Source organism: Paenibacillus sp. UNC496MF (assembly GCF_900113915.1).
GTDB lineage: Bacteria > Bacillota > Bacilli > Paenibacillales > Paenibacillaceae > Paenibacillus_Z > Paenibacillus_Z artemisiicola.
The window spans coordinates 140,661-163,125 of sequence record NZ_FORE01000019.1; the positions used below are offsets into that span (position 1 = coordinate 140,661).

The following is a 22,465-nucleotide window of genomic DNA, read 5'->3' on the forward strand; positions in this document are numbered from 1 at the left end:
ACTTGAAGATTGCGAAGGGAGCCATAAAGGAGCGGCTAAAGAAAGAAGCCATGAGGCAGCTAAAAAAGAAGCTGCGCTCCACCTTCTTGAGCCATGTAGGAGGATTCTGGTGGGTGTATGCCATCCTGCTTGGTCTTTTTCTCCTCCTGTACTTCATCGCTGCCGTAATCTCTTCCAGCCAGTCGCTTGCTGTCAGTGCCATTCTTACGGAAAGGTTCCTTCCTCCTCAGATTTATAATCCGGATTTAGAGAATCTGATTACAGATGGGTTTGGGGAGCGTGTTCACCCGGTTACGGGTGAACCAAGCTTTCACACGGGCATCGATATCGGGGTGCCTACCGGCACCCCCGTATCGAGCTCTCAGGATGGTGTCGTAACGTCCGTTATCTACCCGAAGGCTACCGACCCGGACGCGCTCAATACCGGCGGCATTAACGTTGCCATTGAAAGTACGGATGAAGAGATGCCTGGTACGACACGCTATCAGCATTTAAGCAATGCGCTTGTTGGCCCCGGGCAGAGCGTAAAGAAAGGACAGATCATCGGTCTATCGGGCAATACGGGCCGATCAACCGGGCCGCATCTTCATTTTGAGTACCTGCCGGATGGGAAAGAAGCGACTGATCCGTCCCCCTATGTGCTTTTCATGAGTAAGATTACCGATATGGCGAGTGAAGCTGCATTCAACGCGGTTGGTGACGTCAATTTCTCTGAAATGAACGGGTACGATTTTAAGACCAACCCGCTCCTTTATATCAGTCATGCCTACATCGAGACAGTAGCACCCTCTTTTAACGAATCAGGAACCCTCTATACGCGCGATATGAACTCAGGCACTGTTCTTGGCTCTGGCACGGGAGGCGGCTATGAGGGGAGCGGAGGACCGGTTATAACGGTACCAACCACGGTTGGGGTCTTGCATCATCCGTTCTTTATCCAGTGGGCACCCTATGCCATGGACTCCGAGAAGAGAACGGGGATTAAAGCCAGCGTGACGCTCGCCCAAATGGCGCTTGAGTCCAATTGGGGGAGAGTAGATATCTGCAATAATGTGTTCGGGATCAAGGCCAACTCTTCTTGGAAAGGTCCCGTCTGCTATTCGGGGACGAATGAAGAAGATTCAACCGGCACTCATCACGTCAATGCTGCGTTCCGCGCATACCCGAATTACACAGCATCCTTCGATGATCATGCTCTGTTTCTAATTCAAAATCCGCGGTATACCGTCACCCGTTCTAAGAAGAATCCTTTTGAATGGGCAAACGAGCTGCAGCGCGCAACGTATGCAACGGACGGGCAATATGCAAACAAGTTGAAAACCCTCATGATGAACGATAACTTAGTGAGTCTCGACCAGGATCGTGGGATTGATCCGGAAACGGGTGAGCCCTGGAAGGACGTACCCTATGACGGGTATATCCCGCTTCCACCTACTGCGCCATCAACACCGACGCCTCCATCTAAGCCGGAGGCGCCAGTAAAGGTGAATACATCGGAATCCATTACCATTATGTTTGGCATTGAGCAGCTCTATGGGACGTATGGCCGTCAGGTGCATCGAACGCAGATAAAGAAGCCCAAGCCTCCCACGAACGGAGCGGGAACAAGTACAACGGGTTCTGGCGGCACAAGCGGGGTTGGCAGTGGTACCGGGAGTGAGGACGATTCTACCGAAGAGCAGATAAGCTACACGAACCTAACCGATCCTTACACTGGAAAACCGGTCATTAATTTGGAGAACTACAAAAACGTGATACCGTTTTATTCTGGAGAACTAGAAGCACCACGTATCTTTGTAAAGGATCTTCCGGACGCTATTGCCGTAACATTGGAGTCTAGTTCCGCCGATGATCTCCACGTAGCTCACGTCGATTTTGTAAAGGGACAATATTAGAGATGAACGTATAATTAATGGGGAATCTATTGTGAAATCTTACTTGGTGATGTTTTGAAATCACCTTTAGTGACGTTCGTGCCTAATTAAAATGGTCAATGCCCGAATGGATGATGCCACCTTAGTCTAAAATCTTGATGGCCAGAATGTAGTCTATCGATATGAAGACGTATTTTTTTAATTGAATCGGGTGGATGATAGCGGCGATGAAGATCACCCGCTTCACGATATAACCGAATCGGTCTATCAGCTCTTTTCAGATGATGCATATGCGGTCGCTCCAAGGTATTGAGAATGCCATGATTGACCTTGGAATCGTTCTGCAGAAAGATAAGAACAGTAAAAAAACCTATCTGCGCAACACTGCACGATATGTTTGAGAAATAGTTAGTAACGGCTGCCATTCTTGAGGCGACCGTTTTTACTTTTTGTGACCTGCATCTGCTTGCAAATAAAAGGGGCCACTCCGGAGAACGCCCCCACGTGGCCCCTTTAACGCCTTTTTAGAACGTATTTACTCCAACCGGACCCGAGTAGGATCGCCGCTGCGTTACTTTCACCAGTCGCGACGCTGGTTCTGAGTCCTCAGTTAATAGTTGTTCGATCCAAGCACATCCAAACACGCGGTTGTCTAACAGTGTTCGCATAGGCTGAAAGGCTCTTATTGAGACTGGCAACTTTTCTTTGTTAAACGGTTATCTGGCCCGGTCGGTTCCGAACGTTGGCTTTAACTTTGGATGAATTCCAAAAGCGACTTATTGAACTCCTCTGCATGCGTGGCGTTGACGCCATGCGGTCCGCCTTTAATTACGACGAGCTTGCTTCCTGGAATCGCTTCATGCGTTTTTATGCCGCTGCCCTCCACTGGGACAATGGCATCCGAATCGCCGTGGATAATCAGGGTCGGCACATTGACTTTGGTCAGATCCGCACGGAAGTCGGTTCGACTGAAAGCAGAAATACAGTCGAGCGTGCCCTTCGGGGAAGCGAAGGCGGCGATGTCCCGATTGTAGAGGCGGAACTCCTCGCTGACGAGATCAGACTTGTCCCCAGCGGTGAAAAAGTTTCTGGTAAAGCTGTCCAGGAACGCGATACGGTCGCTCCGGACACCCTGCTCGAACATGGCGATTGTAGCTTCGTCCAGCACGCCTTCTTCCGGGAATTCCGCGGATTTATAAAGATACGGAGGCACGGCTGCTGCAAAAACGGCCTTGCAGACGCGTTCGGTCCCGTACGTGCCTATGTAGCGCGCCACCTCGCCGCCGCCCATGGAGAAACCGACCAGCGTAACGTCATGCAAATCGAGCTGAGTGAGCAACTGATTCAAATCTGCAGCAAAGGTATCGTAATCATAGCCGTACCACGGTTGGGAAGACGCACCGAATCCTCGGCGGTCATATACGATCACCCTGTTTCCTGCTTCCACGAGTGCGGGGATCTGAGCTTCCCAGGAACGTCCGCTGAGCGGCCATCCATGAATAAGTACAACCGGTTTACCGGCGCCTATATCCTCATAATAAAGTTCAATCGGAGTGTTGTTTTCCTTGCCTACTGTAATTTTTGCCATTGCGTTGGTACCTCCAGAAAAATTAAAATTTAGGACCCTTTACTACAAACCCATAATACACATGTTCACACCATTTGAACATAGATTTAAAAGATCTTAAAAAATGGGGCCGAACCCTTAAGTATGGAATTATATTCCATATATTCTTAAATTCCAAGGACACCGTATAATGAGAATTGTTGTAACGGGCGAGAGATTATAAAAGATAGGCAAAGGTAGAATTCAATTGCAGCAACGATCCGATTACGGTAATTGTAGATGAATCCAGGTGAGACTATTCAAGAGACAATGATACGAAAGGTTAATGAGGAGACCGGATTATCTGTTAAGGACAGTGAATTTATTCAATATAGCGGCCCAATAATGATTTATTCCTATAAAACGCTAAGGTAACAGAACGCGCAAGGTTAAAGTGCACCTAGAAACGGCAGCCAGGAGCGTGGCTGCCGTCTTCGTTCTCCGGTTGGAGGTTGCTGACCCTCTGTTTGTGTCGGTGGCAAGATCTTATTTATGGCTACGAAAGCCGCAGGCTTTTTCGAAGGTAAACTTCGATTCCCACATAACAGGAGAGAAAAAGATTATATACTCCTTGAAAGGAATATTTCCATTGGGTGTATTGTGGATGTTATTAGGCGGATAGTTAAGCTCCCTCGAAAATGATTCACTTTCCTCCCTCAAGCTCATGAATTCGCAGGATTTCACCCCCGGAAGAGCATGAAAGCCGGCGGCTACCACCTTTCCTGGCCATCGGTTCGTCAACTCTTCGCAGATGATGCGCCCTACCTTCCCATAGCCGCCGACTACGACAATATCGTCCCTCATCATTTCTGCTCCTGGCTGCGCCGCGGCCAAATAACCGAGAGATGTCTGGATGACCGATAAATGCAAGACGTCTTGCATATAAAGCGTTAGCAGAAAAAACATGGAGAAATGATGAGATCCGGCCAATATCCCGATAACGACGCCGACCTGCATCGTGGCGATCCGTATGACCGCCTTGGGAACTAGAGGGAAGGAAGCGTTTCTTTTAATGAGAATGAAGCTTCCCCAGAGAATCAGAGCTGCGGCAAGAAGAAGGAAGACGTTCCAGTTCCACCCTGATCCTGAAGCTGTGCTAAGTGCAGAAAGAAGCAGACCGGAGCCCAACGAAACGGTGGCCGCCCCGGCGACAGTAAGCTGCCGATTGCACCTCCAGCCCCGAATACGGCCCCCCAGATGCCGAGCGCGATGTTGCGCTCGCGGCCTTCCAGAAACATTCGGGTCACCGATGAGAGCGAAGTCGGCGACAGAATAGCCGCAGCTAGACCTTGTATTACCCTGAAAAGGATTAGCGAGAGTGCTGTCGGGGCCAACCACACAAGAGCGAAGTCGTTGCGAAAGCCGCAGCACCGATCAGGAAAATCCGCTTTCGCCCGAAGAGGTCGGCGATCCTACCCCCGAGCAACAGGCAACCGCCAAACGCGATCTGGTACGCGCTCATCACCCATTCCAAGCTGGAGTTCAAGAAATGCAACGAATGTTGAATCGAAGGAAGGGCTACGTTCAATCCGATAATGTCGATCACCACCATGAATTGCGCGACCATCAGCGCGGCCAGCGCGAGCCATTTTCCATTTCCGGTTTGGGGTAGCGCCTGCTTATTTTCTGCAATGACATTCATCCATCACCACTCCTAATTTGTATTTAAACAATAATTGTATGAATACAAATCAGATGATGTCGGCCTCGTTGTCAATGATTCTTTCAGAAATTGTTGCAAAAATACAACTTTTTCAACTACAATGGGGCTAAACGTTGATGGGGGTGGCCTGTATCGATCCAATCATTTTAAACGAGCTGATCAATGAGGTTCTGGTCAAATCGACAATACTGAGCTCGGACAAATCCTTCGTGGAAGGGCTGACACCCCGCCAAGCGCACATCGTCATGTTGCTCGACAAGGGGAGCTACCGCAATGGAGATTTGGCGGCCCGTCTAGGCATCGAACCTTCGACGCTGACCCGTTTACTTGATCCCTTGGTTAAGAACGGAGTCGTATCCCGCAACCTGAATCCAGATAATCGCCGGGAGATCTTGATCCAATTGACCGAGCATGGCTTAGGTATGCTTCAGGAGCTCCATGGCAAAATGCTTCACGTCTGCAACGCTGTTCTGGAGAAAGTTCCCAACGAGGACATGGACCAGGTCGAAGCCGGAATCCGCGCATTATTGTATGCTTTCAAACAAACCACGTTTCACGGGATTTGACTCGAACCAAGGAGGGTCCGCCAATCGGCGGACTTTCTTTTTATTTGTTGACACAAAATAGTTGCATAAATATAATAGTTGTGTAATTACAATTATTAGAAGGGCGTGATGGTATGTCCAGGAACGAACTGAACAACCGGTTGGATACTAGAGAGGAAAAAGTGATGCAACAAAGGTTTTCCGGTCCGGCCATGTTCCAAAATACGCTGGCCTGGGTGTTCGCGATATGTTTGATCGCACAAGCATTTTTGGCGGGATTGGCCGTGTTTTCGGACTCCGCGAGATGGTCGGAACATTCGCGTTTTGCCGACGTTTTTGCCGTGCTACCGCTCATCATGTTGATCATTGCAATGGTGAAGAAACATCCTGCGGCAATTCGTGTGCAATGAGCGGCGTTGGTTGGCATGATCGTTCTCATGTTTCTCAGCGCAATCTATTCAGAGCAGATAGACTGGCTCGCTGCGATTCACCCGGTCATCGCCGCCATTTTATTCTTTCGGACAATGGCTCTTATTCGGACCGTCGAGACAATCCGCTAACGGAATGGAAGGTGGAGAACAACATGATCAAATATATTCAATCAACGCCCGTTTTCGCAGACGAAGGCATAGTTTTCGACATGTTCAAGCAAATCAAAAGGGATTTTGGTTTAGTGGGGGACCTGTTTGTTATGCACTCCCTCTCTCCCTCATTGCTTGCGGGGGTTTGGGCATCTTTACGAGAGACGGAAATGGTGGGGATTGTACCGAGAGCGATTAAGGAGGTTGTTGCCACGGCGGTTGCGAAAGGGAATGAATGCCCATTTTGCATGGATGCGCATAGCACTATGCTCATGGCCGCAGGAGAGAGTGATGTGGCACGTCAAATCTTTGGTGGTCGTATCGGGGAAATCCAGGATAGAAAACTCAGATCCATTGTGGAATGGACGCTCGCGACGCGTGTGCCTCATTCCCCTATCTTGCAAGAGCCGCCATTTACTGCAAAAGAGGCACCGGAAATCATCGGCACACTCGTAATCAACAACTACATTACCCGTATGATTGATGTACTGCTGACGAATAAGTCACTCATTCCTGTGAAAAACCCATTTCTTTCTAAAATTACAAAACGGCTTGTGGCTTTGTTATTCTCATCGAACTTGAAAAAAGAAAAAACAATCGGTGATTCTCTCGTATTCTTGCGCGATGCTCAATTGCCGGACGATCTATCTTGGGCGAGCTCCAGTCCAGTCATCAGCAAGGCATTCGCGAATCTTTCAGCAGCCGCGGATCAGGCGGGGGAAGCTGATCTGGATGATGCAACACGTTCCGTCGTTAAGCAATATATAGATGAATGGGATGGAGCTAAACCCGCACTAGGCAGGGGCTGGGTTGAACAAGTCGTAAGACCACTCGATGCCCCGTCCCGGGCCGCAGCTAGACTTTGCCTGTTGACTGCGACTGCACCTTATCAAATCGATGATACGCTTATTGATGAATTTCGTGCCTTCTTTAAAGAGGATAGACAGCTTCTGAATGTGCTTGCCTGGGCCAGTTTTACGGTTGCTCGAAAAGTCGGGGCACATCTGACGGTACCTGCATAATTTAATCTCTGCGCGTTCCCCTCGTCAATAAAGGAACTCATCTTAGTAAATGTCGAGACAATTGTGGGGTGTACTGCTGCTGGCGGTTCCGATGTTACTGAAAAAAGGGCATCCAACATCGGACGCCCTAAAATTCGCCGATACGCTCGTTACGCGTATCATAAGTAACGGCGAAATTTTTGATCATGCCAGATTGCAGATCGTTTAAAACCATTAGAGGCATTGTAATAGTCATCAAGTCTTCAAGAAGAGTTTGTTCTGAAGGGTACCTAGGAATCCGATTGTACCCTTCAGATACGGGGAACCGTACCATAAGTAGGGCGAATCTAGTTATTTGAGTGCAGGGCTTAAATTTACAGATAAGCAGGATTAATGTCCTTGCGCTCGATATTGTGGAATAAAGCATATGCGATGATCGCTCCGAACCACGACAAGGCGATGGGGATGGCGACAATTGAACTGAGCGAGAAGCCACCCGAAACATTGTAGATGGCGGTGACAATCAGAATGGAAGTTATGATGGTTGCCGCTGTCGAATACTTTCTCATGCCAAAGAACAGGGAGTAGTACCCGTTTTTGATCATATCTGCAATAACGAGCGCGTCCTTGCGATCGCTTTTAGACGGGGTGTTGTCTCGGTTTTCCTTGTTCTTTTTGACGAGATGAGGATTAACTAGAACGGCTTCTATGCCTTGAGTGATAAGCCAACGAGCCAGGCTGAACCAGTAGTGGCCGGTGGGTAAGGTCCCGCGAATAAGCCAGTATTCGTGCTCATTAAGAAGCGTTAAGCAGCTTGTTTCATAGGAAGAACTCGATCCGGTGCGTCCGTCATGTTTTGTTCGGAGTAGTGCGTTCGGGACGTACCTCCTTAATCTCCGAGCACTAGGCAGCCGCTTGCGGTTACGGACCTTTGGAGCCATGCCGGTCGTCGTGTTGCACACAAGCCGCGGCACGCCGCGCAACACCTCGGGGACGGCGCCGCGGCGGAATCCTAGCACGGCGTGCCGCTTGCCATCGCTTCGACGAGAACGAGCACGAACGGCTCATCCCAGGTTGACTAGTACGCAGTGTGCATTGGCCAGCATCCTGCGCTTACGGTCGCCGCCGACGGGGCCGATGTAACGAATTTTTTTACTCAGATGCGGCTTGATCTTGGCCTTGTAATATTTCTTGTCGTTCAGTGTGCCCGCGATGATGAGCTTGCGGTTCGTCTTCTTGGCCACCTTGATGGCGAGGTGAACACCTTTCTCTTTGATCAACCTGCCGAGAAAGAGCAAGTATTTTTGTTTCTTTTTCTTGAACGTATAATCGCCATGCGCATTCCGTTGTAGACGGCGTAGCCCTTTCCCTTGCCGTACTTCCGCAAAATGAACTTGCTCACGTAGACCCGAATCTGTACGTTCGATCGGATCCACTTGGAATGAGATTGGCAGATGGTCGGGATCGGAGGTTTTGCCTTGGCGACGATGCCGTAATGGTCGTGGATGATGTCGATGTCCGGAGGCATGTTCTTAATGATAAAGTCCAGTTGTTTGGATTTATCGTTTGATTCGTACTCAAACGTTTGAGTTGCGTTTGACGTAGAACCCTTCTTTGCAAAGAGAAAAACTTCGTGTCCCCGTTTGACCAACTCCTCCGTCAAATAATGCACGTCGCGCTGCGTACCTCCGTAATTCTTCGGGGGAACAGGTATCGTATTCGTCGAGATTTGCGCAATTCTCAAGTGCCCGTCAGCTCCTTAAGTTAAAGTCCGCCATAGGCATATACTCGTAGGATATGAGCGGAATTCCGAGCAGGGCACGGCGATGCACAACTGATACACATACGTAATGACAAATATAAAAGGACAAAAACATACCGATGACAAGAACTTGATGTCATTTCCGACGGCATTCGAAGAATTCGGCAGAGGTGTATATCTTCTATAAGCCGACTGGAAAGGAGATCAATAAAGGTGGTCGTTACATCGAGAAGAGTTTTGTCATTGAGACATTCAGTCTAAACCATTGTTTCCGCGTCACCTATACACTAGAAGGCAGCCTCTCATAAGTTAAAAGCTGCTAATAGGAATGGGATCATTGCCCAGTTTTAAGTTTTAGAGTATAATCGAGACATAACGATTAACGATTATTATTTCTTCGCCGATTCATTTTCAGCGAAGCAGGAGCGTTGTTTTTCGACAACAATTGGAATTTGCCTTGGGATTAGCGCATGCCTTTTATTTGGCTGTGCCTTTTTTATTCCCAGGGCTTTTTTGCGTTTATTTACGATTCGCAAAGGGGGGATATTGGAAGATGCACTATCGTCAGGTCAACTGGCCCTACGAACTCGAGTGTATTCGCAAAGGCATTACAGGAGAAGAAGGTTTTTCAACTGACATCTCCAGACACTACATGGACGATCGACTTGAACTGCGTGGCTATGACCGTACGGACATTGCATGCGCGATTCTGACCGGCACCATCGTTGAAGGCTACTCAAGCGAGGCTAATCGAATGCGTTGTTCGCGTTCTTCTGGTCTGGTAACCCCTTCGCGATGCATCCTCGGCAGGAGCTTACAAGGCGAATGGTTCATTGTTGTGATTGGGCTTGTCAGCACGATAAATTTTCGTGTAATTACTTGCATGATTACGTCTTTCCGACATCAGCAGTTGATTACACCATTGGAAAATGCTTTGGGGGTTCATTAAAACGATGGTACAATGGTGTCATAAGGAGCGTGATTTTATGACGCATTGTGACCGGTGTAAAGGGGAGTATAAGGATATGCTGACGACGGAGGTTGTCTCCTTCGAGGGAGGTATTTTAAATGTTGTCGACGTCCCGTTTCGAAAATGCGAATGCGATACGATCATCGCGCTTGGCGATGGCGTTATTGTAGACGGGTACAAGGGGTTGCTTGAGAAGAACGGGATTATCGGTGCAATTACCGTATCGTTTGATAAGCTGAAGGAACGGTTTGGGCCGATGGATTTTATTCGTCCGCACCTCCAATCCTAGCAGCCGGAGGCAATTCGTATAGGTGAATAAAAGAGAGAATGACTTGCAGCCTATGGTCGCATGGTCATTCTCTCTTTTTTTATTGGAGCTCATTAGGAGGAGAAGCGCTATGTTTATCAGGATCTTGCGTCATTACAAGGGCGGAACGATTACAATTTCGGATGTACCTTTACCCAAGGGGAACATGGAGATTTCAACAGAGGATCGTCAGGTCGTCGACAAGTACATTCGTGTACTGGAGGAACTGAACATTTTCGGAGATATCGAAATTACCTTCGCTGAAGTAAAGAGCAAGTACACCACTAGTCGGGGCGCTACATATGACAAGGGGTAATTCGAAAGAGAAAGGGATGATGTGTGATGCTACGGCCTTCCAAAAAGGAGACGGTGCTTTTGTACATCTGCTACATCGTTGGTACATTCGTCATGCTTGACCGGTTCTTAATTTACGGTCCATGAGTGACTCATTCCTTCCAAGGAGGACTATGAGAAGATGCCGTCGGTAACTTTCTTTGTTGTGCTTAAAGAAGGCTAATCAGGTGTTTAAGAAGGATTTGATCTAGATTAACCAAAAAGCCCAATGCGGTGGTCAAACTCTCGTATTGAGTTGAGTGGCTAGCAGGTCCAGGGGTAATTCGAAGGTTTAAAAAACCATAATGTTGGGAGGAAGCCCTCAGCCATTGGCGCAGGGGGCGATCCCCCACGATGTGGTAGGGGCGATATTCGGATGAAAGATTATTATTTAAGCAAGATCCACTTGATGAAGGTAGCCTTTCAGCAGCAGAAGCGGCAGACGCTGAAAAACCATACTGTCATTGGAAAACTGCTGTCTCGATAAGGCTGGATGGGGGGTGCGAAAGCACCTCTTTTTCATTCCATACACACATCAAGGAGGAATTGGGATGTCAATAAAGGAGCTTAACGCACTTGCCGTTCAGGAGATCCGTAATAACTACTTCCTGACCGGTCAAATTTTATCACTCTCCACACGCGACCTTTTAGTGCTCATGATGGAGCCCATCACAAGTGGGCGATCCTTGTCGTTGCTCGCCGACGAATTGCTTCAGCATGGCTTGCGTAGCCTATCCGAGCTTTCAGAGTTTGAATTGTCTATGCGCTATGGGCTAAATGAACGTCAGAGCTTTTTTCTAGCTTCCTTGCTCGAGCTTGGCCGTAGACAGGTTGTCTCTCGAAAGGAAGATCGGGTAACCATCCGGTCCTCGGCAAACGTCGCGGCCTTCATGATGGAGATGCGTTATTTGGAAAAGGAACATTTTGTCTGCCTATTCCTCGACACCAAAAATCACGTAATCGCCAGAGAAACGATATCTATCGGTACGTTGGATGCAGCGATCGTGCATCCCAGGGAGGTATTTAGTGCCGCTATTCGGCATCGCGCATCCTCCATCGTAGCGGTTCATAATCATCCTTCTGGGAATACTACTCCTTCTCCAGCAGATATCGATTTGACGAAAAAGCTGACAGAGGTGGGGGAGTTGGTAGGAATTGAGCTCCTCGATCACGTCATTATCGGGGATGGAGTCCATAGCAGCCTTCGTGAACTTGGACTGTTCTAGGGGCCTTAGGAGGAATTCGTATGCTACTTGAAGCTAGTGAGACATTCATTTATATCGTCCTTTTGATATTGATCGCGATCCCCGTATCCTCGGTGTTCGTATCACTATACGCGCGTCTCCAAAATCGTTACTTAAACCGGTATTTTATTATTCTACCTCGGAAAAATGGCGGTTATGAACTCCATTATCAGCCCCTTCATGGCTTTTATTATGCCAGAGAACGGAAGTTCCACAGAATGATTGTGGAAGCAATTCGGATTTTTCAAATGAACAATCCGGATTGTATGCTTGTTGCAAATACGTTGACGTTTGTATCCCGCTCCCGCGGCAGTATGCCGGTGCAAACACCTCGTCCGCTGCTGACGTTCCTGCGCTTTATGGCATATTTCCTCGTCCTTTTAAACCTTGCGAATTATCGCCAGGTAAAGAGACAGTGGCGAATTGCCCAGCTCATTCGCAATGTGCATCAGAGTAGGCCGGTGTATTACGTGGTGGTAGCGGAACAGCTAGGAGAGCTTTACAACTGGAGTAATTGAAATGGGTTGATGAACAAAGGGAGGGGGTAGTAAATGACTGCTGCCGGGTTTCCCAACCCTTTGCATTATTGATGGCGAGTTGCTAACTACAAAGGCGGTGAATCTGAACACAGCGAGTAATTGGAGAAACTGAGGATGCTGCTCCTCACAGGGAGTTCACATTTCGTTCTCTGTGTTGAAAGAGGCATGTACTCATCGCTTGGAGCGTCAAACCTATGAATTTTTCATCGTATTGATGTATGATAGTTTGGGGTGATGAAATAGGAATGGTAATTAAATCCTTGCAGGTTCAGAATCTTAGTTACCTCAACGAGATTAAGGGTGACCTCGATCCGATTATTAATACGATGCGAAAACAAAATGGGGAAAAATGGCGTGGGACGGCTTGGAGAGGGCCTTTCACAACGATTCGGGGCTATTTTAAGCATGCTAAACTGCTAAAAGGGATCTCCTGGTCTACACTGCCGGTTATTGGACCCATTGTAGTCGGGGTTGGAGCGGGATACTATGCGCAGTGGCCACTGTGGGTCGGTCTGACTGGTGCTGTTTTGCTTATTTCAGGCATTTACTTTGCTTTCGTCCAATCCTATATCTCTAAAATGGCGACAATAGGGCGGCGAGAGTTTCATGTGGAAGCCTTCAAAGCAAAACGGCCTCAGGAGTTCGAGCAAGCATGGGCGCCTTTTGTAAAGAAGCCTGACTTTACCTTTGACGGCTTATATAACCTTGTGAGTGTTGTATTCAGCCAAAATGACCAAGATCCGTCTAGTGTCGCATATGTTGTAGCCTATTCGCAAAGTCAGCATGACGCAATGCAAAGCAGCATCACAGAGCTAAAAACCACCATCTCCGAGCAGGAAAAAGCCATTGCTACGTTGGAAGATGAGCTGGAGGAGTCCGAAAATGCGGTTTATACGCTAACCAAAGTACTTAGGTCAGTGACAGAGAATCAATATCGTTATGTAAATGACTCATTAGTATTTACGGACTTGGATTTTGTTTCAGGTTTCTCGTTATATCGTAAGGAAGGCAATACGCTTAAAATGATCATGAACAAGGGAACTTCAGGTAAGAAGCGTGACCTTGATCTGGATGAAGATATTAATTATGTTGCGGTAGCAGCAGCGAAGGATGAGGCTGGACAAGCCTATTCCAACAATCCGTATCCGGGAAGGCATGTTGTTGCGTTTCGCATGGACATGCTAGAGGATGAAACGTGGGTGTGGTGTTTTCATTTTGATGATGACGATGATCGTGCGTTGTCTCTCATTAAAAATAATGATATTATAGATTCAAGTCAGATTCGTAGAGTGATTCATGCATTCTGTCTCACGATTCAGAAGCGAATGATCGCTCAGAAGGAGGTTGACTTAAATGCCGGAGCAAAATAATCTTGTGAGTTCGATTCAAGTGATAAAGGATGTCCCTCAACAAACCATTATCCAGAAGCGCCGAGAACAGCGGGAGCAGTTGCTGAAACGGATTGGTCAGCTGACTTCCACTTCGGAGCAATCCATCGAGCGTCTTTATGAGTTAACTCGATAATGTATCTTAAACCCCTTGGGAAGCCAAGGGGCTTTTTATTGTTTATTTGATCCGTTCTTTGGCGACACTTGTTACTATTCTCGCTAGAAAGGAGAATAGTATGAGTAAGAAAAAGATCGTTCCATTCTGTCCTAGACCCTTGCCTATCAAAGATCGGACGCAAGAAGAAATTTTAGCTGATCGTCGGGGTAAAAGAGAAGCAATGCTTGAAAAATTAAGACAAAAAAGCAAATAATGTGCTGCATGTAGAAAATGGAGAACCTTTATAAGTTTGACTTGTAATGCTCCACAGTCGAGCGACTTATTTTTTATTATGTAAATAGGAGAAAGCTATCCTCTTTGGAGGATGGCTTTTTTAAATGAAAAAATAATATGTCGTGAAGTTCTTTGAGACTACTGGAGGTCACCCTTAATTTATAACGTAATACTTAAGGCGTCTCCAATTTCACCGAACTTGCAAACTTTTACTGTTCTATAAGTTGGCGAGTTGATATCCATATCGAACACGCAAATTTGTTTTTTGATTTGATAAGAATCACCATTTTTCATGATATGATAATCGACCGACGGCAAGTTTGATAAACCATCTTCATAGCTTGTATTAACAGACACAATTATGTCTTCTGGATTTGAGACGTCAGTATTTACAATTTCAAACTTTGTTAATGCGGCACCGTTTTTGTCTTTTTCTTGTTTAATTGCTTCGAAGTAATTAGTAGCGATTTGGTTAGCTGCTTCTACGGGGTTCTTTACAAACTTATTAATGGGTACGCCAGTTTTTTCTTCTAATGTCTCATTTTCGCTCTGAGCATTCACGATACCGAGTGAAGTGACTGTGAATATAGAAACCGCCACCAATAGAGTTGCAAAATTGCTTTTTCGAAACAAAATTTTTCATCCTTTCCAAAATTAATCAGCAGCATTATAGACCGTTTAGATTGACTTTATGTTGCACGTTTTTCTGAAGGGTTATATGTATGAAGTTTTTAATCTCAAAACGAATGAGCGATATTATAAGTTTCATGTCTTGGTTTAAAAAAGAGAGGCTTAACACTAACATATTGAACGTAATAGAATGTAAAAAAATATCAACTAATAGGAAGGGAAAAACAGGAATTGTGTCGAAATATCCATCTTTAGCTATATATTTTAGTGCTTAAAGAGGAGAGATTTTATGAAGGATAAGGTTAAAGGTTTAGCAGCAGGACTTCTAATCGGTACTTTAATAACGGGCTCGGCGGCCTATGCAGCGGGGTCATCAACAAAGATCGAAGTGGCATTCCAATCAGTGAAATATATGTTTGATGGCGTTCAAAAAACAGCATCTGACAATGCAATCGTATATAAGGGTCAAATGTATGCTCCTGTAAAATTCATTGCTGAATCGGCAGGTAAAGGATTTTCATACGATAGTAAAAACCATACTGCATGGATTGGAAAAAAAGAAGGTGCTTTTAAATATTTAACCGATATTAGTTATGCAAGGGTGAATACAAAGTATGAATCATTGATTGATTTTAACCAAAACTATCAACGTCAAAAAATAACCATTGCCGATAATACGTATCAAAAGGGAATCAACTTTGCTTATTATTCATATGATACGCTTGGTAAACAACCATCAATTGAATACAATTTGAATGGTAAATATAAAAAATTAACTGGTTTTGTTGGTATTGACGATTATACAAAAAATAGTACTGGTTCAGTTACGTATCGATTTATTGGTGATGATAATGAGCTGCTTACAGTAGAAAATGTTCGTGGTGGCGACAATCCTAAACAAGTAACTGTAGATGTAACAGGAGTTCTTAAGCTAAAGATTGAAGTGGAATTTGTAAGCGAAGATTATCAAGATATTTTTGCTGCTTTTGCGGAGCCAAAGTTATTTCAATAATGAATCCAGGGCGCTACAGGAATGTAGCGTCTTTGGTTTACATTTGGTTTGTGAAAGAGAAGATTCAAAAAGTTTCTTGCGTCCGAGGATATCATGCATTTGGGGTTTTGCTGCGTGTACGCTATGGGAGGGGAAAGTGGTAATACACAATAAGGCGTCTAATCAGATGTAGATGTAAAAGTTATCCACAGACTATAAATCTCTCACCTCTATGTTTCTATTTCTGTATACTATATTTGTAATGTTTATAGATGAATAAACTTGTTAAGAGAGCGAGAAAACGAAGCCCTATCTAGGATTAACGTGCTTAATGTCCGTAGAAACGGGACCAAATGTCCGTAATAAGGGAATAACCTGTCCAAAGGAACGGGACCGAATGTCCGTAGAAGAGGGATGAATTGTCCGTAGAAACGGGGCTTTATGTCCGTACGAACGGGATTATGTCCGTACAGACGGGGCGATATGTCCTTAAAAACGGAACGCGGTACATCAGCTGCTTTTTAATGTCCGTAAAAACGGAATGAAGGCAAGTTTATCCGTTAACATGGGGCAGTGAAGCAGCTTAAGGTTAGCGAAATGTCCGTACAAACGGAATTTGAAGGTCTAGCGCTAGCTTTTCTATGCCGTATATGTCTGTAAAAACGGAACGAACGGTACCCGTAGCCTGGTTTCGTATCTGGAATGTCCGTAGAAACGGGACCGATCCAGGGAAAGTTTCTCGTAGTATCCATGCTATGTGCCTGGACGTAGAGTTAGAACCTTGGAATCGTATGTGTAACGATAACCCGCGTCACGGCTGGGTTCCGTTTCTACGGACATATAAATGCCCGGTAGTGGGGGGGGGGCTGAAAAAATAATTTTCGTTCCGTTTGTACGGACATATGCAAGACTGTTCGTTTCCCCAGATTGTTCCTTCCCTATGACATCGGCGTTTAGCGGCATTGACCCATTCGGATGTGGTTCCGTTTGTACGGACATTACGAGTCCCCAGGAAAAAGCTCCTTTTTCTACCATTTCACCTCTGAACAAAATAGGCTATATTAGGATTGGAAGGGGGATTAAGGCTATGGTAGAGCAGGTCACGGACCAAGAAGAGTTAGATGTAGAGCCTGATGGCCAATTGGCCCTTACAATGCCTGAATCGGTTGAGGCGAACATTAAGGACTACTACTGGGTCAACCAGTCCAGGGAAATCATTAACGCGCAGCAAGACCTTGACCTTACAGAACGGCGATTAATCTTCTCTCTTGTTTCTCTGGTTCAACCGGATGATGAAGAGTTTAAAACATATACGGTTTCGATTAAGGATCTAGCCAATCTCATTGGGGTTGAAGGAAAGTCGTTTTATGAGCGGGTTGAGCGGGCGATCGATCAGCTGCAGTCAAAGCAGTTAAAGCTGTCCCATGAAAACACGCGTCAAAAAATTACGTGGGTACAGAGTGCGACCTATAAGGACGGCGAGGGCCGCGTTACGATAAAGCTATCGGAAGATCTCGCGCCATTCTTCCGGAACCTCAAACGAGCGTACACGAAATTTCGATTGAAGAATGTACTGAAATTGAAATCGGAATATAACTGGCGATTGTACGAATTGTTGAAGGAACGGGAGTTCCGTAAAGAGCGGATTTTCAAAGTGAAGGAGCTGCGGCATCTCCTCAACATTCCGGATGACAAATATAAAATGCTGAAGCATCTTCGCGAACTGATTGACCGGGCGAAGGTGGAACTTGAGGAGAAGACGGACATCAGCTTTACGTACGATATCCATAAGCGTGTTGGCCGGTCCGTAGAGTCGTTCATTTTCCGGATCAATAAAAACACGAATAACCAGCATAGCGATCAGGAAGAAATTAATTACGATGCGGAGAACCTGCTGCAGATGCTGCTTGAAAACGGCATTCACCGTAAAAAGGCGGTTCAGCTCGCGAAAGCGTATCATCCGTTCTATATCGAGGAGAACATTCGTCACGTTCGTTCCATGAATGCGGGACAGTCGATTCGGAATATGGCAGGTTATATCGTGAAGGCCCTCGAAGAGAACTATGCCAATTCGCTGTATGACACCCCGATCGATGATCCGATGTTTGGGCTCGAGCTGCGGAATGTGGAGCAAGGGCTTGAAGAAGCGTCCAACACCGATATTGAAGTGTTTAATGCGATCATCGCCAACTTTAAGGGCATGCTTCATCGGTTAAGTGACCCCACACCTGAGCGTCTGAAGGAGATTGCCGAGGAGCGGGATCGTATGCTGATTGAAGCACTTTCTACCGTTCAGAAGAAGCGTAAGGCACAGCGCAAACCGCCCTTGCTCTATGATGATATTGCGGGGGATCCGTACATGAAGGCCATCTATGAGAAGTGGGAAAATTCATCGTTGCCGTTCTAGCAAAGAGGCCAGCCTCAAGTGCCGGAAAGGTAGTCAACGTTCGCTCTTGCCCGGGCCTGGAAGTCATTGTATAATTCAAGTATGACGAATCAACAATGATTTTCTTCGCTTATTTCTTTAAGCGAAGACGGAGCAACGCTTTAGCGAATAGGTACGGTACATAAACAGGAGACCATTAGAACATGCGTGAGACGTGTGTTCTTTTTTGCGTCTCCTGTTTTTTTGTGCCCAAAAACGAGGAGGAAATTGGGATGAAGGTTGGACGCATCATACTTCTGAATGGAGGACTCTCCAAGTACTTGCTTACTTCATGCGGTCGGCGTTTTATTCGGTGTTTTACGGAAGCGGACGGCAGCTATGCGGAATACTTTCTTGAAACCCCGGATGAGCTTCATGTATTCACGTCTAGCGAGATGTTGTCCGTCACGAGGCAAGATGGTTTACATGTCGGAATCTATGAGGGAAGGTTGTTCCCAAAGAGTGACTTCCGTTCAGAGGGAGGTAATTGGAGCGGACCGTTTTTCGTTCATTAATAGTAAGAGCAGGTCAGCGCGAAATGGGCTGCGCGTGGCCATGGTTTGCGTGTGATTGGGATCTGGAGATTGATTGGTAGCTGCTATAGCGTTTGAAGGATGGATAAGGAACTGTCGCATTTGGGGAGCCCCATACGTACTCCGGCTGAGCGGAGATGAGATAAATGTTGTCTCTCGCTCAGCGCGGGAGACCTATGGAGGTAATTTGAAGATGGCCTTAAATCTATTATTCCTGGTTGACTATTTTTCGGATACGCTTGCCGGTACGGGCGAGCTTTCGGCTGTTATTTTGCCCCGTACTGCTGCTTTGCCGGATACAGGACGCAAACAATATTCCTACGATGTGGGGGAAGAACTTGCTGGAGCCCGTAAGCATACTGCCTCGTTGTTGAAATTCACCGCTGAATGGTATGCGGCGCTTGAACAGGATCCCGCACATGCTTTCGAAGCCATTTGCAAGGATGAACTCCTTGGTGCCTTCCCAGTCCAAGAGTATCGGGAGAAGGGATTTACGTCAGAGGCTGCGTACGCGATCAAACAAATTTGGGATCGCGTTGGCCAACGTCCGGATGACCATGCTATTGCCCGCGAGCACTTTGTAAAAGGGATTGCAGAGCTGAAGCGGGTCTTTGCCGAGGCGTATTCCAAAGAGGCCTTTCGTAGCGCGTTTTACGCGCTTCAGGCGGATGTGAAGAAGGCAACATGGTTGCAGGAAGACCGTCTGCTGCGCAAGGAACCATCCGTTGCCAATTACGCTTTTTGGTTAGCGCTTGGTGACCGTTTCAAGCGGACGTTCATATCTGCAGGCCACGGAAAGGAAGCGGCATACCGAAAGATTTTCGATAAAGCCTTCTCCTCCATTGAAGGTCAGGATTGGAAATGGACAGAGCCTAAAGCTCGAGCTGTGAGGAGCAGATCGAGAGACCGCTGGGAACGGCTTGTGCCGAAGGAGGTTGTCCGTCTTTCAATGGAGCCTTCCGGCGTAGAGAAGCCGGAGGACCTCATGACGTACTACGGTTACCGTGGGATACAGTTTGGAACGTGGATGGAGGATGCAGCCGGCCGTTATCACGTGCTTTGCAGCGGAAACGCACATGCGGACCTTGCAGCCATATTGAACATTCCGCGTCGAGCCATCAGCTTTTACAGCGCTACAGGACTCGCTTTTGGAGCTAGAGGGGCTGGAAAAGCAAGTGCTCATTTTGAACCGTTTCTAAACGTAATCAACCTTACGAAGATGAATGGTGGTGGGGCGCTCTGCCATGAGTGGGCGCATGCACTCGATTTTAACCTGTATTCCTGGTCGCATGGATTTGCAAACGGAATGAAGGCGCCGATGTCTGCTTGTGAAGCGAATGGCTCCCAGGCGTCCCATTCGATCAGGTCCGCGTTTGTTCGTTTGATGAAGCAAATCAAAGAAGGCAATGGGAGGATGCGGTATGCTGTTCCTGCCGTATTACCACCGCGACATGGAAGATACGGCTGGGAGATAAACCGGAACCTTGCACTTGCTGGATACGACGTATCCAGCGCACTCTTATCACTCAAAGGGACTTACCGGATTCGAAGCAGGAGCAAGTGGATTGCACTTGGCCTGTATTACTGTCAGCTGCTTAAAGAGGCCGGCATGGAGATACCGTCCGAATTCTTCATTCCAACGGACTTTAGTGCCTATTATCTTGATGCGAAGGAACGCGGCGCGTACTGGCGCCGTGATCACGAGCTCTTTGCTCGCGCGTTTGAAGCTTGGATAGAGGACGAGCTAGTCGAACGTGGGATGACAAACAGTTACCTGGTCAGCGGTACCCGCTGTGAAGGTCCATATCCTCAAGATGCAGAGCGAATGGCGATTAACGCGGCTTTTCGCGAATGGTGGGGGGTTCTGCTTGCCTCCGGCGTCCTGCAGGACGAGCAGAATTGGAGCAGAGGCTAACCGTTGATAGGGGGAGGACATCGTGCCAGAAACTAGACGCGCTCAAATCCGAAGCGAAATTGAACGCAAGCGCGAAGAAATGCATCGGCTCAGCGATCGGTTTGGGATGCAATCCGAGATCGTGATTCGAATATCTCAAGAACTCGATGGTTTACTGAATCGATATGGTCAATTGGGGAAAGTAGTGAAAACGTAATTCGAATAGCAGGCTGCTAATCAGAGCAGCCTGCTTATTTTTTTATCAGCTTGGGCCCGCCCATTTTGCTAGAAACATGCATCATAATGGAGGCCAGTTTCTTTGCTTGTTCCGGGGTCATCTCTTTTCTTGCAGCCATTCCTATCACTCCTCTGAATTGGTTACTATTCATCATCGACCGTTCCTGCAGCGAATATACGCCGGACGAGCGTTCTATTCGCAATAGGACTGCTCATATACTTGTCTCAAATGGAATTCTGGAATTTTGACCGTTACGCTATCAGGAGAGGGAGGCCAGACCCATGGTAAGCAGTCTAAACGGCATTTTTAGGCCGGCAAGCGATAATCCCGCTACACCGGATAAAGCACAGCCTCTCAGAGCGCAGAAGCCTGCTGCGGCGCCAAGCACACCACCGGCCCCGCAGAAGCGGGCTACACCGCCTACAGCGGCCGCAGAAGAGAAGCCAAAGGTACGCACGCGTAAAGAGCGTTCCGATAAGAAGAAAGACATGAAGTTCCCGGTTACGCCAGAACAAAGGGAAGAGCTGCGAAAGCGCGCAAGCGAATTAAGAATCGCCGATCGCAGGCCCGAGATCAAATATGAAACGATCTCGAATACGGAAATCCTAAAACAGGCTTTGGAGCATTATTCGATCTTCCCCGAACGGTATCCCCCGCTTGTTTATAAAGATACCGGCCAATACATGCACGCGGAACTTCTGCTTCCGAATTATACGGAAATCGAGGTACTCGCCAGGAAGTTGAATCTCTCCATACGAAAGACCGTCTACCGGTTGATTATGAATTACATTTACCGTGGGGATGTGGATATACATGCGTATCGAAAGAGTCAGCAGCAGCCATCTGAACGTATCTGAGAAGCTGCGGGGCTTAAACGGCGGGTTTACGTGGAGCGATCTTTTTACGCGTTCCAAACGGGTAATCCGCCTAAAGGTCCGAGCGGAAGAAATCGATTTTACCCGAGCGGAAGTATTTATCGGCGACATAAACAAGAAGACCAAAGGGGCATTTGCCGAGTTGACGGTGGAGCATCTCGTCCATATCCTGTACGCGGACTTTTTGCTGCACATCCGTGAGAACCTCAGCGAGCGCAAGGAGACAAAAGATAGCGTGACCATGGAGGATACCGTAAAAAGTCTGCAGCAGAAGCGGCACTTCTATTTTCCGCGGCAGCGAAGCGGGGACGCAACGTTTGCAGCACCAAAAAGGTGGGCATTGATGGAGGTTCAGTTTTTGCGCGAAAATGTCAAGCGCGGTGAAGTGTTCTTATATGATGCCGAAGCGACGTTTCCTCAATTCCAAATGAAAGTCGATGAGCTGATCTCAATCTTGTTTGTCGATTTTATCGCGCAGCTGCGCCGCGGGAATCAACAGGTGTTAATCAATGGTCTGATCGATCGGTTCCTATCGCATGACTTTGATTGATGATGATATAGAAGTTCTTATACCTTCGTTCTTCTTAAAGATTGTATTTATTTGGTCTCAATTATTGAGATAGCCTGTCTCAGATTTTGACTGAGGCTCTCTCAAATTTTGATACCTAAGTATCG

24 protein-coding genes and 2 pseudogenes are annotated in these 22,465 nt (G+C 47.1%); 19 read left to right on the forward strand and 7 right to left on the reverse strand.

Translation table 11 applies throughout. From position 1 onward, the window contains the following. Positions 1 to 2 precede the first annotated feature (2 nt). Positions 3 to 1,895: a glucosaminidase domain-containing protein gene (locus tag BMZ79_RS35530; protein WP_218154833.1), complete on the forward strand. Its 1,893-nt coding sequence runs from the start codon at positions 3 to 5 to the stop codon at positions 1,893 to 1,895. A 727-nt stretch (positions 1,896 to 2,622) separates the two neighbouring features. Here BMZ79_RS35530 and BMZ79_RS29655 read toward each other — a convergent pair. Next, positions 2,623 to 3,462 (reverse strand): alpha/beta fold hydrolase, encoded by an 840-nt coding sequence (locus BMZ79_RS29655; protein ID WP_090647772.1) that lies wholly within the window; start codon positions 3,460 to 3,462, stop codon positions 2,623 to 2,625. A 258-nt stretch (positions 3,463 to 3,720) separates the two neighbouring features. On the opposite strand from BMZ79_RS29655, the gene BMZ79_RS33960 reads away from it, so the two are divergent. Further along, positions 3,721 to 3,855: an NUDIX domain-containing protein gene (locus BMZ79_RS33960; RefSeq protein ID WP_143089160.1), complete on the forward strand. Its 135-nt coding sequence runs from the start codon at positions 3,721 to 3,723 to the stop codon at positions 3,853 to 3,855. A 111-nt stretch (positions 3,856 to 3,966) separates the two neighbouring features. Here BMZ79_RS33960 and BMZ79_RS29660 read toward each other — a convergent pair whose 3' ends face one another. Beyond that, the gene (locus BMZ79_RS29660) at positions 3,967 to 4,608 is read right to left on the reverse strand and encodes a hypothetical protein (RefSeq protein ID WP_177222404.1); all 642 of its coding nucleotides are present in this window, start codon (positions 4,606 to 4,608) and stop codon (positions 3,967 to 3,969) included. Continuing rightward, positions 4,518 to 5,122: pseudogene (locus BMZ79_RS35725) on the reverse strand (MFS transporter). Before BMZ79_RS35725 ends, BMZ79_RS29660 begins: the two are co-directional and overlap by 91 nt. A 137-nt stretch (positions 5,123 to 5,259) precedes the next feature. On the opposite strand from BMZ79_RS35725, the gene BMZ79_RS29670 reads away from it, so the two are divergent. The 3 genes from BMZ79_RS29670 (at position 5,260) to BMZ79_RS29675 (ending at position 7,291) form a co-directional block, all read left to right on the forward strand. Beyond that, entirely contained in the window at positions 5,260 to 5,709 is a 450-nt protein-coding gene (locus BMZ79_RS29670; protein ID WP_090647778.1) for a MarR family winged helix-turn-helix transcriptional regulator, read from the forward strand. A gap of 113 nt (positions 5,710 to 5,822) precedes the next feature. Continuing rightward, positions 5,823 to 6,098 (forward strand): DUF6220 domain-containing protein, encoded by a 276-nt coding sequence (locus BMZ79_RS34575; RefSeq protein ID WP_177222415.1) that lies wholly within the window; start codon positions 5,823 to 5,825, stop codon positions 6,096 to 6,098. Between the two features lie 173 nt (positions 6,099 to 6,271). Next, entirely contained in the window at positions 6,272 to 7,291 is a 1,020-nt protein-coding gene (locus tag BMZ79_RS29675; RefSeq protein ID WP_177222416.1) for a carboxymuconolactone decarboxylase family protein, read from the forward strand. Positions 7,292 to 7,851: 560 nt separating this feature from the next. On the opposite strand, the pseudogene BMZ79_RS29680 reads toward BMZ79_RS29675, so the two are convergent. The 3 genes and pseudogenes from BMZ79_RS29680 to BMZ79_RS29690 all read right to left on the reverse strand — a co-directional run. After that, a pseudogene (locus BMZ79_RS29680) lies at positions 7,852 to 8,046 on the reverse strand (transposase); the annotation flags it as partial. A 288-nt stretch (positions 8,047 to 8,334) separates the two neighbouring features. Beyond that, positions 8,335 to 8,550 (reverse strand): glycosyltransferase, encoded by a 216-nt coding sequence (locus BMZ79_RS34580; RefSeq protein ID WP_256253224.1) that lies wholly within the window; start codon positions 8,548 to 8,550, stop codon positions 8,335 to 8,337. Further along, on the reverse strand, positions 8,547 to 9,014 hold the full coding sequence (locus tag BMZ79_RS29690) for a glycosyltransferase (RefSeq protein WP_090647785.1): 468 nt from the start codon (positions 9,012 to 9,014) through the stop codon (positions 8,547 to 8,549). The genes BMZ79_RS34580 and BMZ79_RS29690 overlap by 4 nt, the downstream gene beginning before the upstream one ends. Positions 9,015 to 9,585: 571 nt before the next feature. Here BMZ79_RS29690 and BMZ79_RS33970 point away from each other — a divergent pair. The 8 genes from BMZ79_RS33970 to BMZ79_RS35415 all read left to right on the forward strand — a co-directional run bounded on the left by BMZ79_RS33970 (position 9,586) and on the right by BMZ79_RS35415 (position 14,184). Beyond that, entirely contained in the window at positions 9,586 to 9,981 is a 396-nt protein-coding gene (locus tag BMZ79_RS33970; protein WP_143089163.1) for a DUF4258 domain-containing protein, read from the forward strand. 76 nt (positions 9,982 to 10,057) lie between these two features. Continuing rightward, on the forward strand, positions 10,058 to 10,291 hold the full coding sequence (locus BMZ79_RS29695) for a hypothetical protein (protein WP_256253225.1): 234 nt from the start codon (positions 10,058 to 10,060) through the stop codon (positions 10,289 to 10,291). Between the two features lie 109 nt (positions 10,292 to 10,400). Continuing rightward, a complete protein-coding gene (locus BMZ79_RS29700; protein WP_090647788.1) occupies positions 10,401 to 10,625 on the forward strand; it encodes a hypothetical protein in 225 nt (74 codons plus the stop codon). A gap of 568 nt (positions 10,626 to 11,193) precedes the next feature. Further along, complete coding sequence (gene radC / locus BMZ79_RS29705) at positions 11,194 to 11,868, forward strand: RadC family protein (RefSeq protein WP_090647790.1); 675 nt, start codon at positions 11,194 to 11,196, stop codon at positions 11,866 to 11,868. Between the two features lie 20 nt (positions 11,869 to 11,888). Next, the gene (locus BMZ79_RS29710; RefSeq protein WP_090647793.1) at positions 11,889 to 12,404 is read left to right on the forward strand and encodes a hypothetical protein; all 516 of its coding nucleotides are present in this window, start codon (positions 11,889 to 11,891) and stop codon (positions 12,402 to 12,404) included. Between the two features lie 239 nt (positions 12,405 to 12,643). Next, complete coding sequence (locus BMZ79_RS29715) at positions 12,644 to 13,795, forward strand: hypothetical protein (protein ID WP_256253226.1); 1,152 nt, start codon at positions 12,644 to 12,646, stop codon at positions 13,793 to 13,795. Continuing rightward, positions 13,779 to 13,949 carry a hypothetical protein gene (locus tag BMZ79_RS34585; protein WP_177222418.1) on the forward strand — a complete coding sequence of 57 codons (171 nt, stop codon included), beginning with the start codon at positions 13,779 to 13,781 and terminating at the stop codon, positions 13,947 to 13,949. The genes BMZ79_RS29715 and BMZ79_RS34585 overlap by 17 nt, the downstream gene beginning before the upstream one ends. 100 nt (positions 13,950 to 14,049) lie before the next feature. Next, the gene (locus BMZ79_RS35415) at positions 14,050 to 14,184 is read left to right on the forward strand and encodes a hypothetical protein (RefSeq protein WP_256253228.1); all 135 of its coding nucleotides are present in this window, start codon (positions 14,050 to 14,052) and stop codon (positions 14,182 to 14,184) included. 179 nt (positions 14,185 to 14,363) lie between these two features. On the opposite strand, the gene BMZ79_RS29720 is transcribed toward BMZ79_RS35415, so the two are convergent. Beyond that, the gene (locus tag BMZ79_RS29720) at positions 14,364 to 14,837 is read right to left on the reverse strand and encodes a hypothetical protein (RefSeq protein ID WP_090647795.1); all 474 of its coding nucleotides are present in this window, start codon (positions 14,835 to 14,837) and stop codon (positions 14,364 to 14,366) included. 286 nt (positions 14,838 to 15,123) lie between these two features. On the opposite strand from BMZ79_RS29720, the gene BMZ79_RS29725 reads away from it, so the two are divergent. The 6 genes from BMZ79_RS29725 (at position 15,124) to BMZ79_RS29755 (ending at position 22,340) form a co-directional block, all read left to right on the forward strand. Then, on the forward strand, positions 15,124 to 15,846 hold the full coding sequence (locus BMZ79_RS29725; RefSeq protein WP_090647798.1) for an NPCBM/NEW2 domain-containing protein: 723 nt from the start codon (positions 15,124 to 15,126) through the stop codon (positions 15,844 to 15,846). Between the two features lie 1,066 nt (positions 15,847 to 16,912). After that, on the forward strand, positions 16,913 to 18,232 hold the full coding sequence (locus BMZ79_RS29730) for a replication initiation protein (protein ID WP_177222419.1): 1,320 nt from the start codon (positions 16,913 to 16,915) through the stop codon (positions 18,230 to 18,232). Positions 18,233 to 18,976: 744 nt separating this feature from the next. Then, a complete protein-coding gene (locus tag BMZ79_RS29740; RefSeq protein ID WP_090647803.1) occupies positions 18,977 to 20,698 on the forward strand; it encodes an LPD1 domain-containing protein in 1,722 nt (573 codons plus the stop codon). Between the two features lie 22 nt (positions 20,699 to 20,720). Continuing rightward, positions 20,721 to 20,894, forward strand: coding sequence for an aspartyl-phosphate phosphatase Spo0E family protein (locus BMZ79_RS29745; RefSeq protein ID WP_256253230.1), 174 nt, complete (start codon positions 20,721 to 20,723; stop codon positions 20,892 to 20,894). 302 nt (positions 20,895 to 21,196) lie between these two features. Next, on the forward strand, positions 21,197 to 21,772 hold the full coding sequence (locus tag BMZ79_RS33975; RefSeq protein ID WP_143089164.1) for a hypothetical protein: 576 nt from the start codon (positions 21,197 to 21,199) through the stop codon (positions 21,770 to 21,772). Next, a complete protein-coding gene (locus tag BMZ79_RS29755) occupies positions 21,729 to 22,340 on the forward strand; it encodes a hypothetical protein (protein ID WP_143089165.1) in 612 nt (203 codons plus the stop codon). Before BMZ79_RS33975 ends, BMZ79_RS29755 begins: the two co-directional genes overlap by 44 nt. Positions 22,341 to 22,465: the final 125 nt, after the last annotated feature.

Coding starts and splice junctions, on each gene's coding strand:
- BMZ79_RS29675 (WP_177222416.1), top strand. CDS start 6,272: ATGATCAAATATATTCAATCAACGCCCGTTTTCGCAGACGAAGGCATA.
- BMZ79_RS29670 (WP_090647778.1), top strand. CDS start 5,260: ATGGGGGTGGCCTGTATCGATCCAATCATTTTAAACGAGCTGATCAAT.
- BMZ79_RS34585 (WP_177222418.1), top strand. CDS start 13,779: ATGCCGGAGCAAAATAATCTTGTGAGTTCGATTCAAGTGATAAAGGAT.
- BMZ79_RS29700 (WP_090647788.1), top strand. CDS start 10,401: ATGTTTATCAGGATCTTGCGTCATTACAAGGGCGGAACGATTACAATT.
- BMZ79_RS35415 (WP_256253228.1), top strand. CDS start 14,050: ATGAGTAAGAAAAAGATCGTTCCATTCTGTCCTAGACCCTTGCCTATC.
- BMZ79_RS33975 (WP_143089164.1), top strand. CDS start 21,197: ATGGTAAGCAGTCTAAACGGCATTTTTAGGCCGGCAAGCGATAATCCC.
- BMZ79_RS29740 (WP_090647803.1), top strand. CDS start 18,977: ATGGCCTTAAATCTATTATTCCTGGTTGACTATTTTTCGGATACGCTT.
- radC (WP_090647790.1), top strand. CDS start 11,194: ATGTCAATAAAGGAGCTTAACGCACTTGCCGTTCAGGAGATCCGTAAT.
- BMZ79_RS29715 (WP_256253226.1), top strand. CDS start 12,644: ATGATAGTTTGGGGTGATGAAATAGGAATGGTAATTAAATCCTTGCAG.
- BMZ79_RS29755 (WP_143089165.1), top strand. CDS start 21,729: ATGCGTATCGAAAGAGTCAGCAGCAGCCATCTGAACGTATCTGAGAAG.
- BMZ79_RS33970 (WP_143089163.1), top strand. CDS start 9,586: ATGCACTATCGTCAGGTCAACTGGCCCTACGAACTCGAGTGTATTCGC.
- BMZ79_RS29710 (WP_090647793.1), top strand. CDS start 11,889: ATGCTACTTGAAGCTAGTGAGACATTCATTTATATCGTCCTTTTGATA.
- BMZ79_RS33960 (WP_143089160.1), top strand. CDS start 3,721: ATGAATCCAGGTGAGACTATTCAAGAGACAATGATACGAAAGGTTAAT.
- BMZ79_RS29725 (WP_090647798.1), top strand. CDS start 15,124: ATGAAGGATAAGGTTAAAGGTTTAGCAGCAGGACTTCTAATCGGTACT.
- BMZ79_RS29655 (WP_090647772.1), bottom strand. CDS start 3,462: ATGGCAAAAATTACAGTAGGCAAGGAAAACAACACTCCGATTGAACTT.
- BMZ79_RS29695 (WP_256253225.1), top strand. CDS start 10,058: ATGCTGACGACGGAGGTTGTCTCCTTCGAGGGAGGTATTTTAAATGTT.
- BMZ79_RS29730 (WP_177222419.1), top strand. CDS start 16,913: ATGGTAGAGCAGGTCACGGACCAAGAAGAGTTAGATGTAGAGCCTGAT.
- BMZ79_RS34575 (WP_177222415.1), top strand. CDS start 5,823: ATGTCCAGGAACGAACTGAACAACCGGTTGGATACTAGAGAGGAAAAA.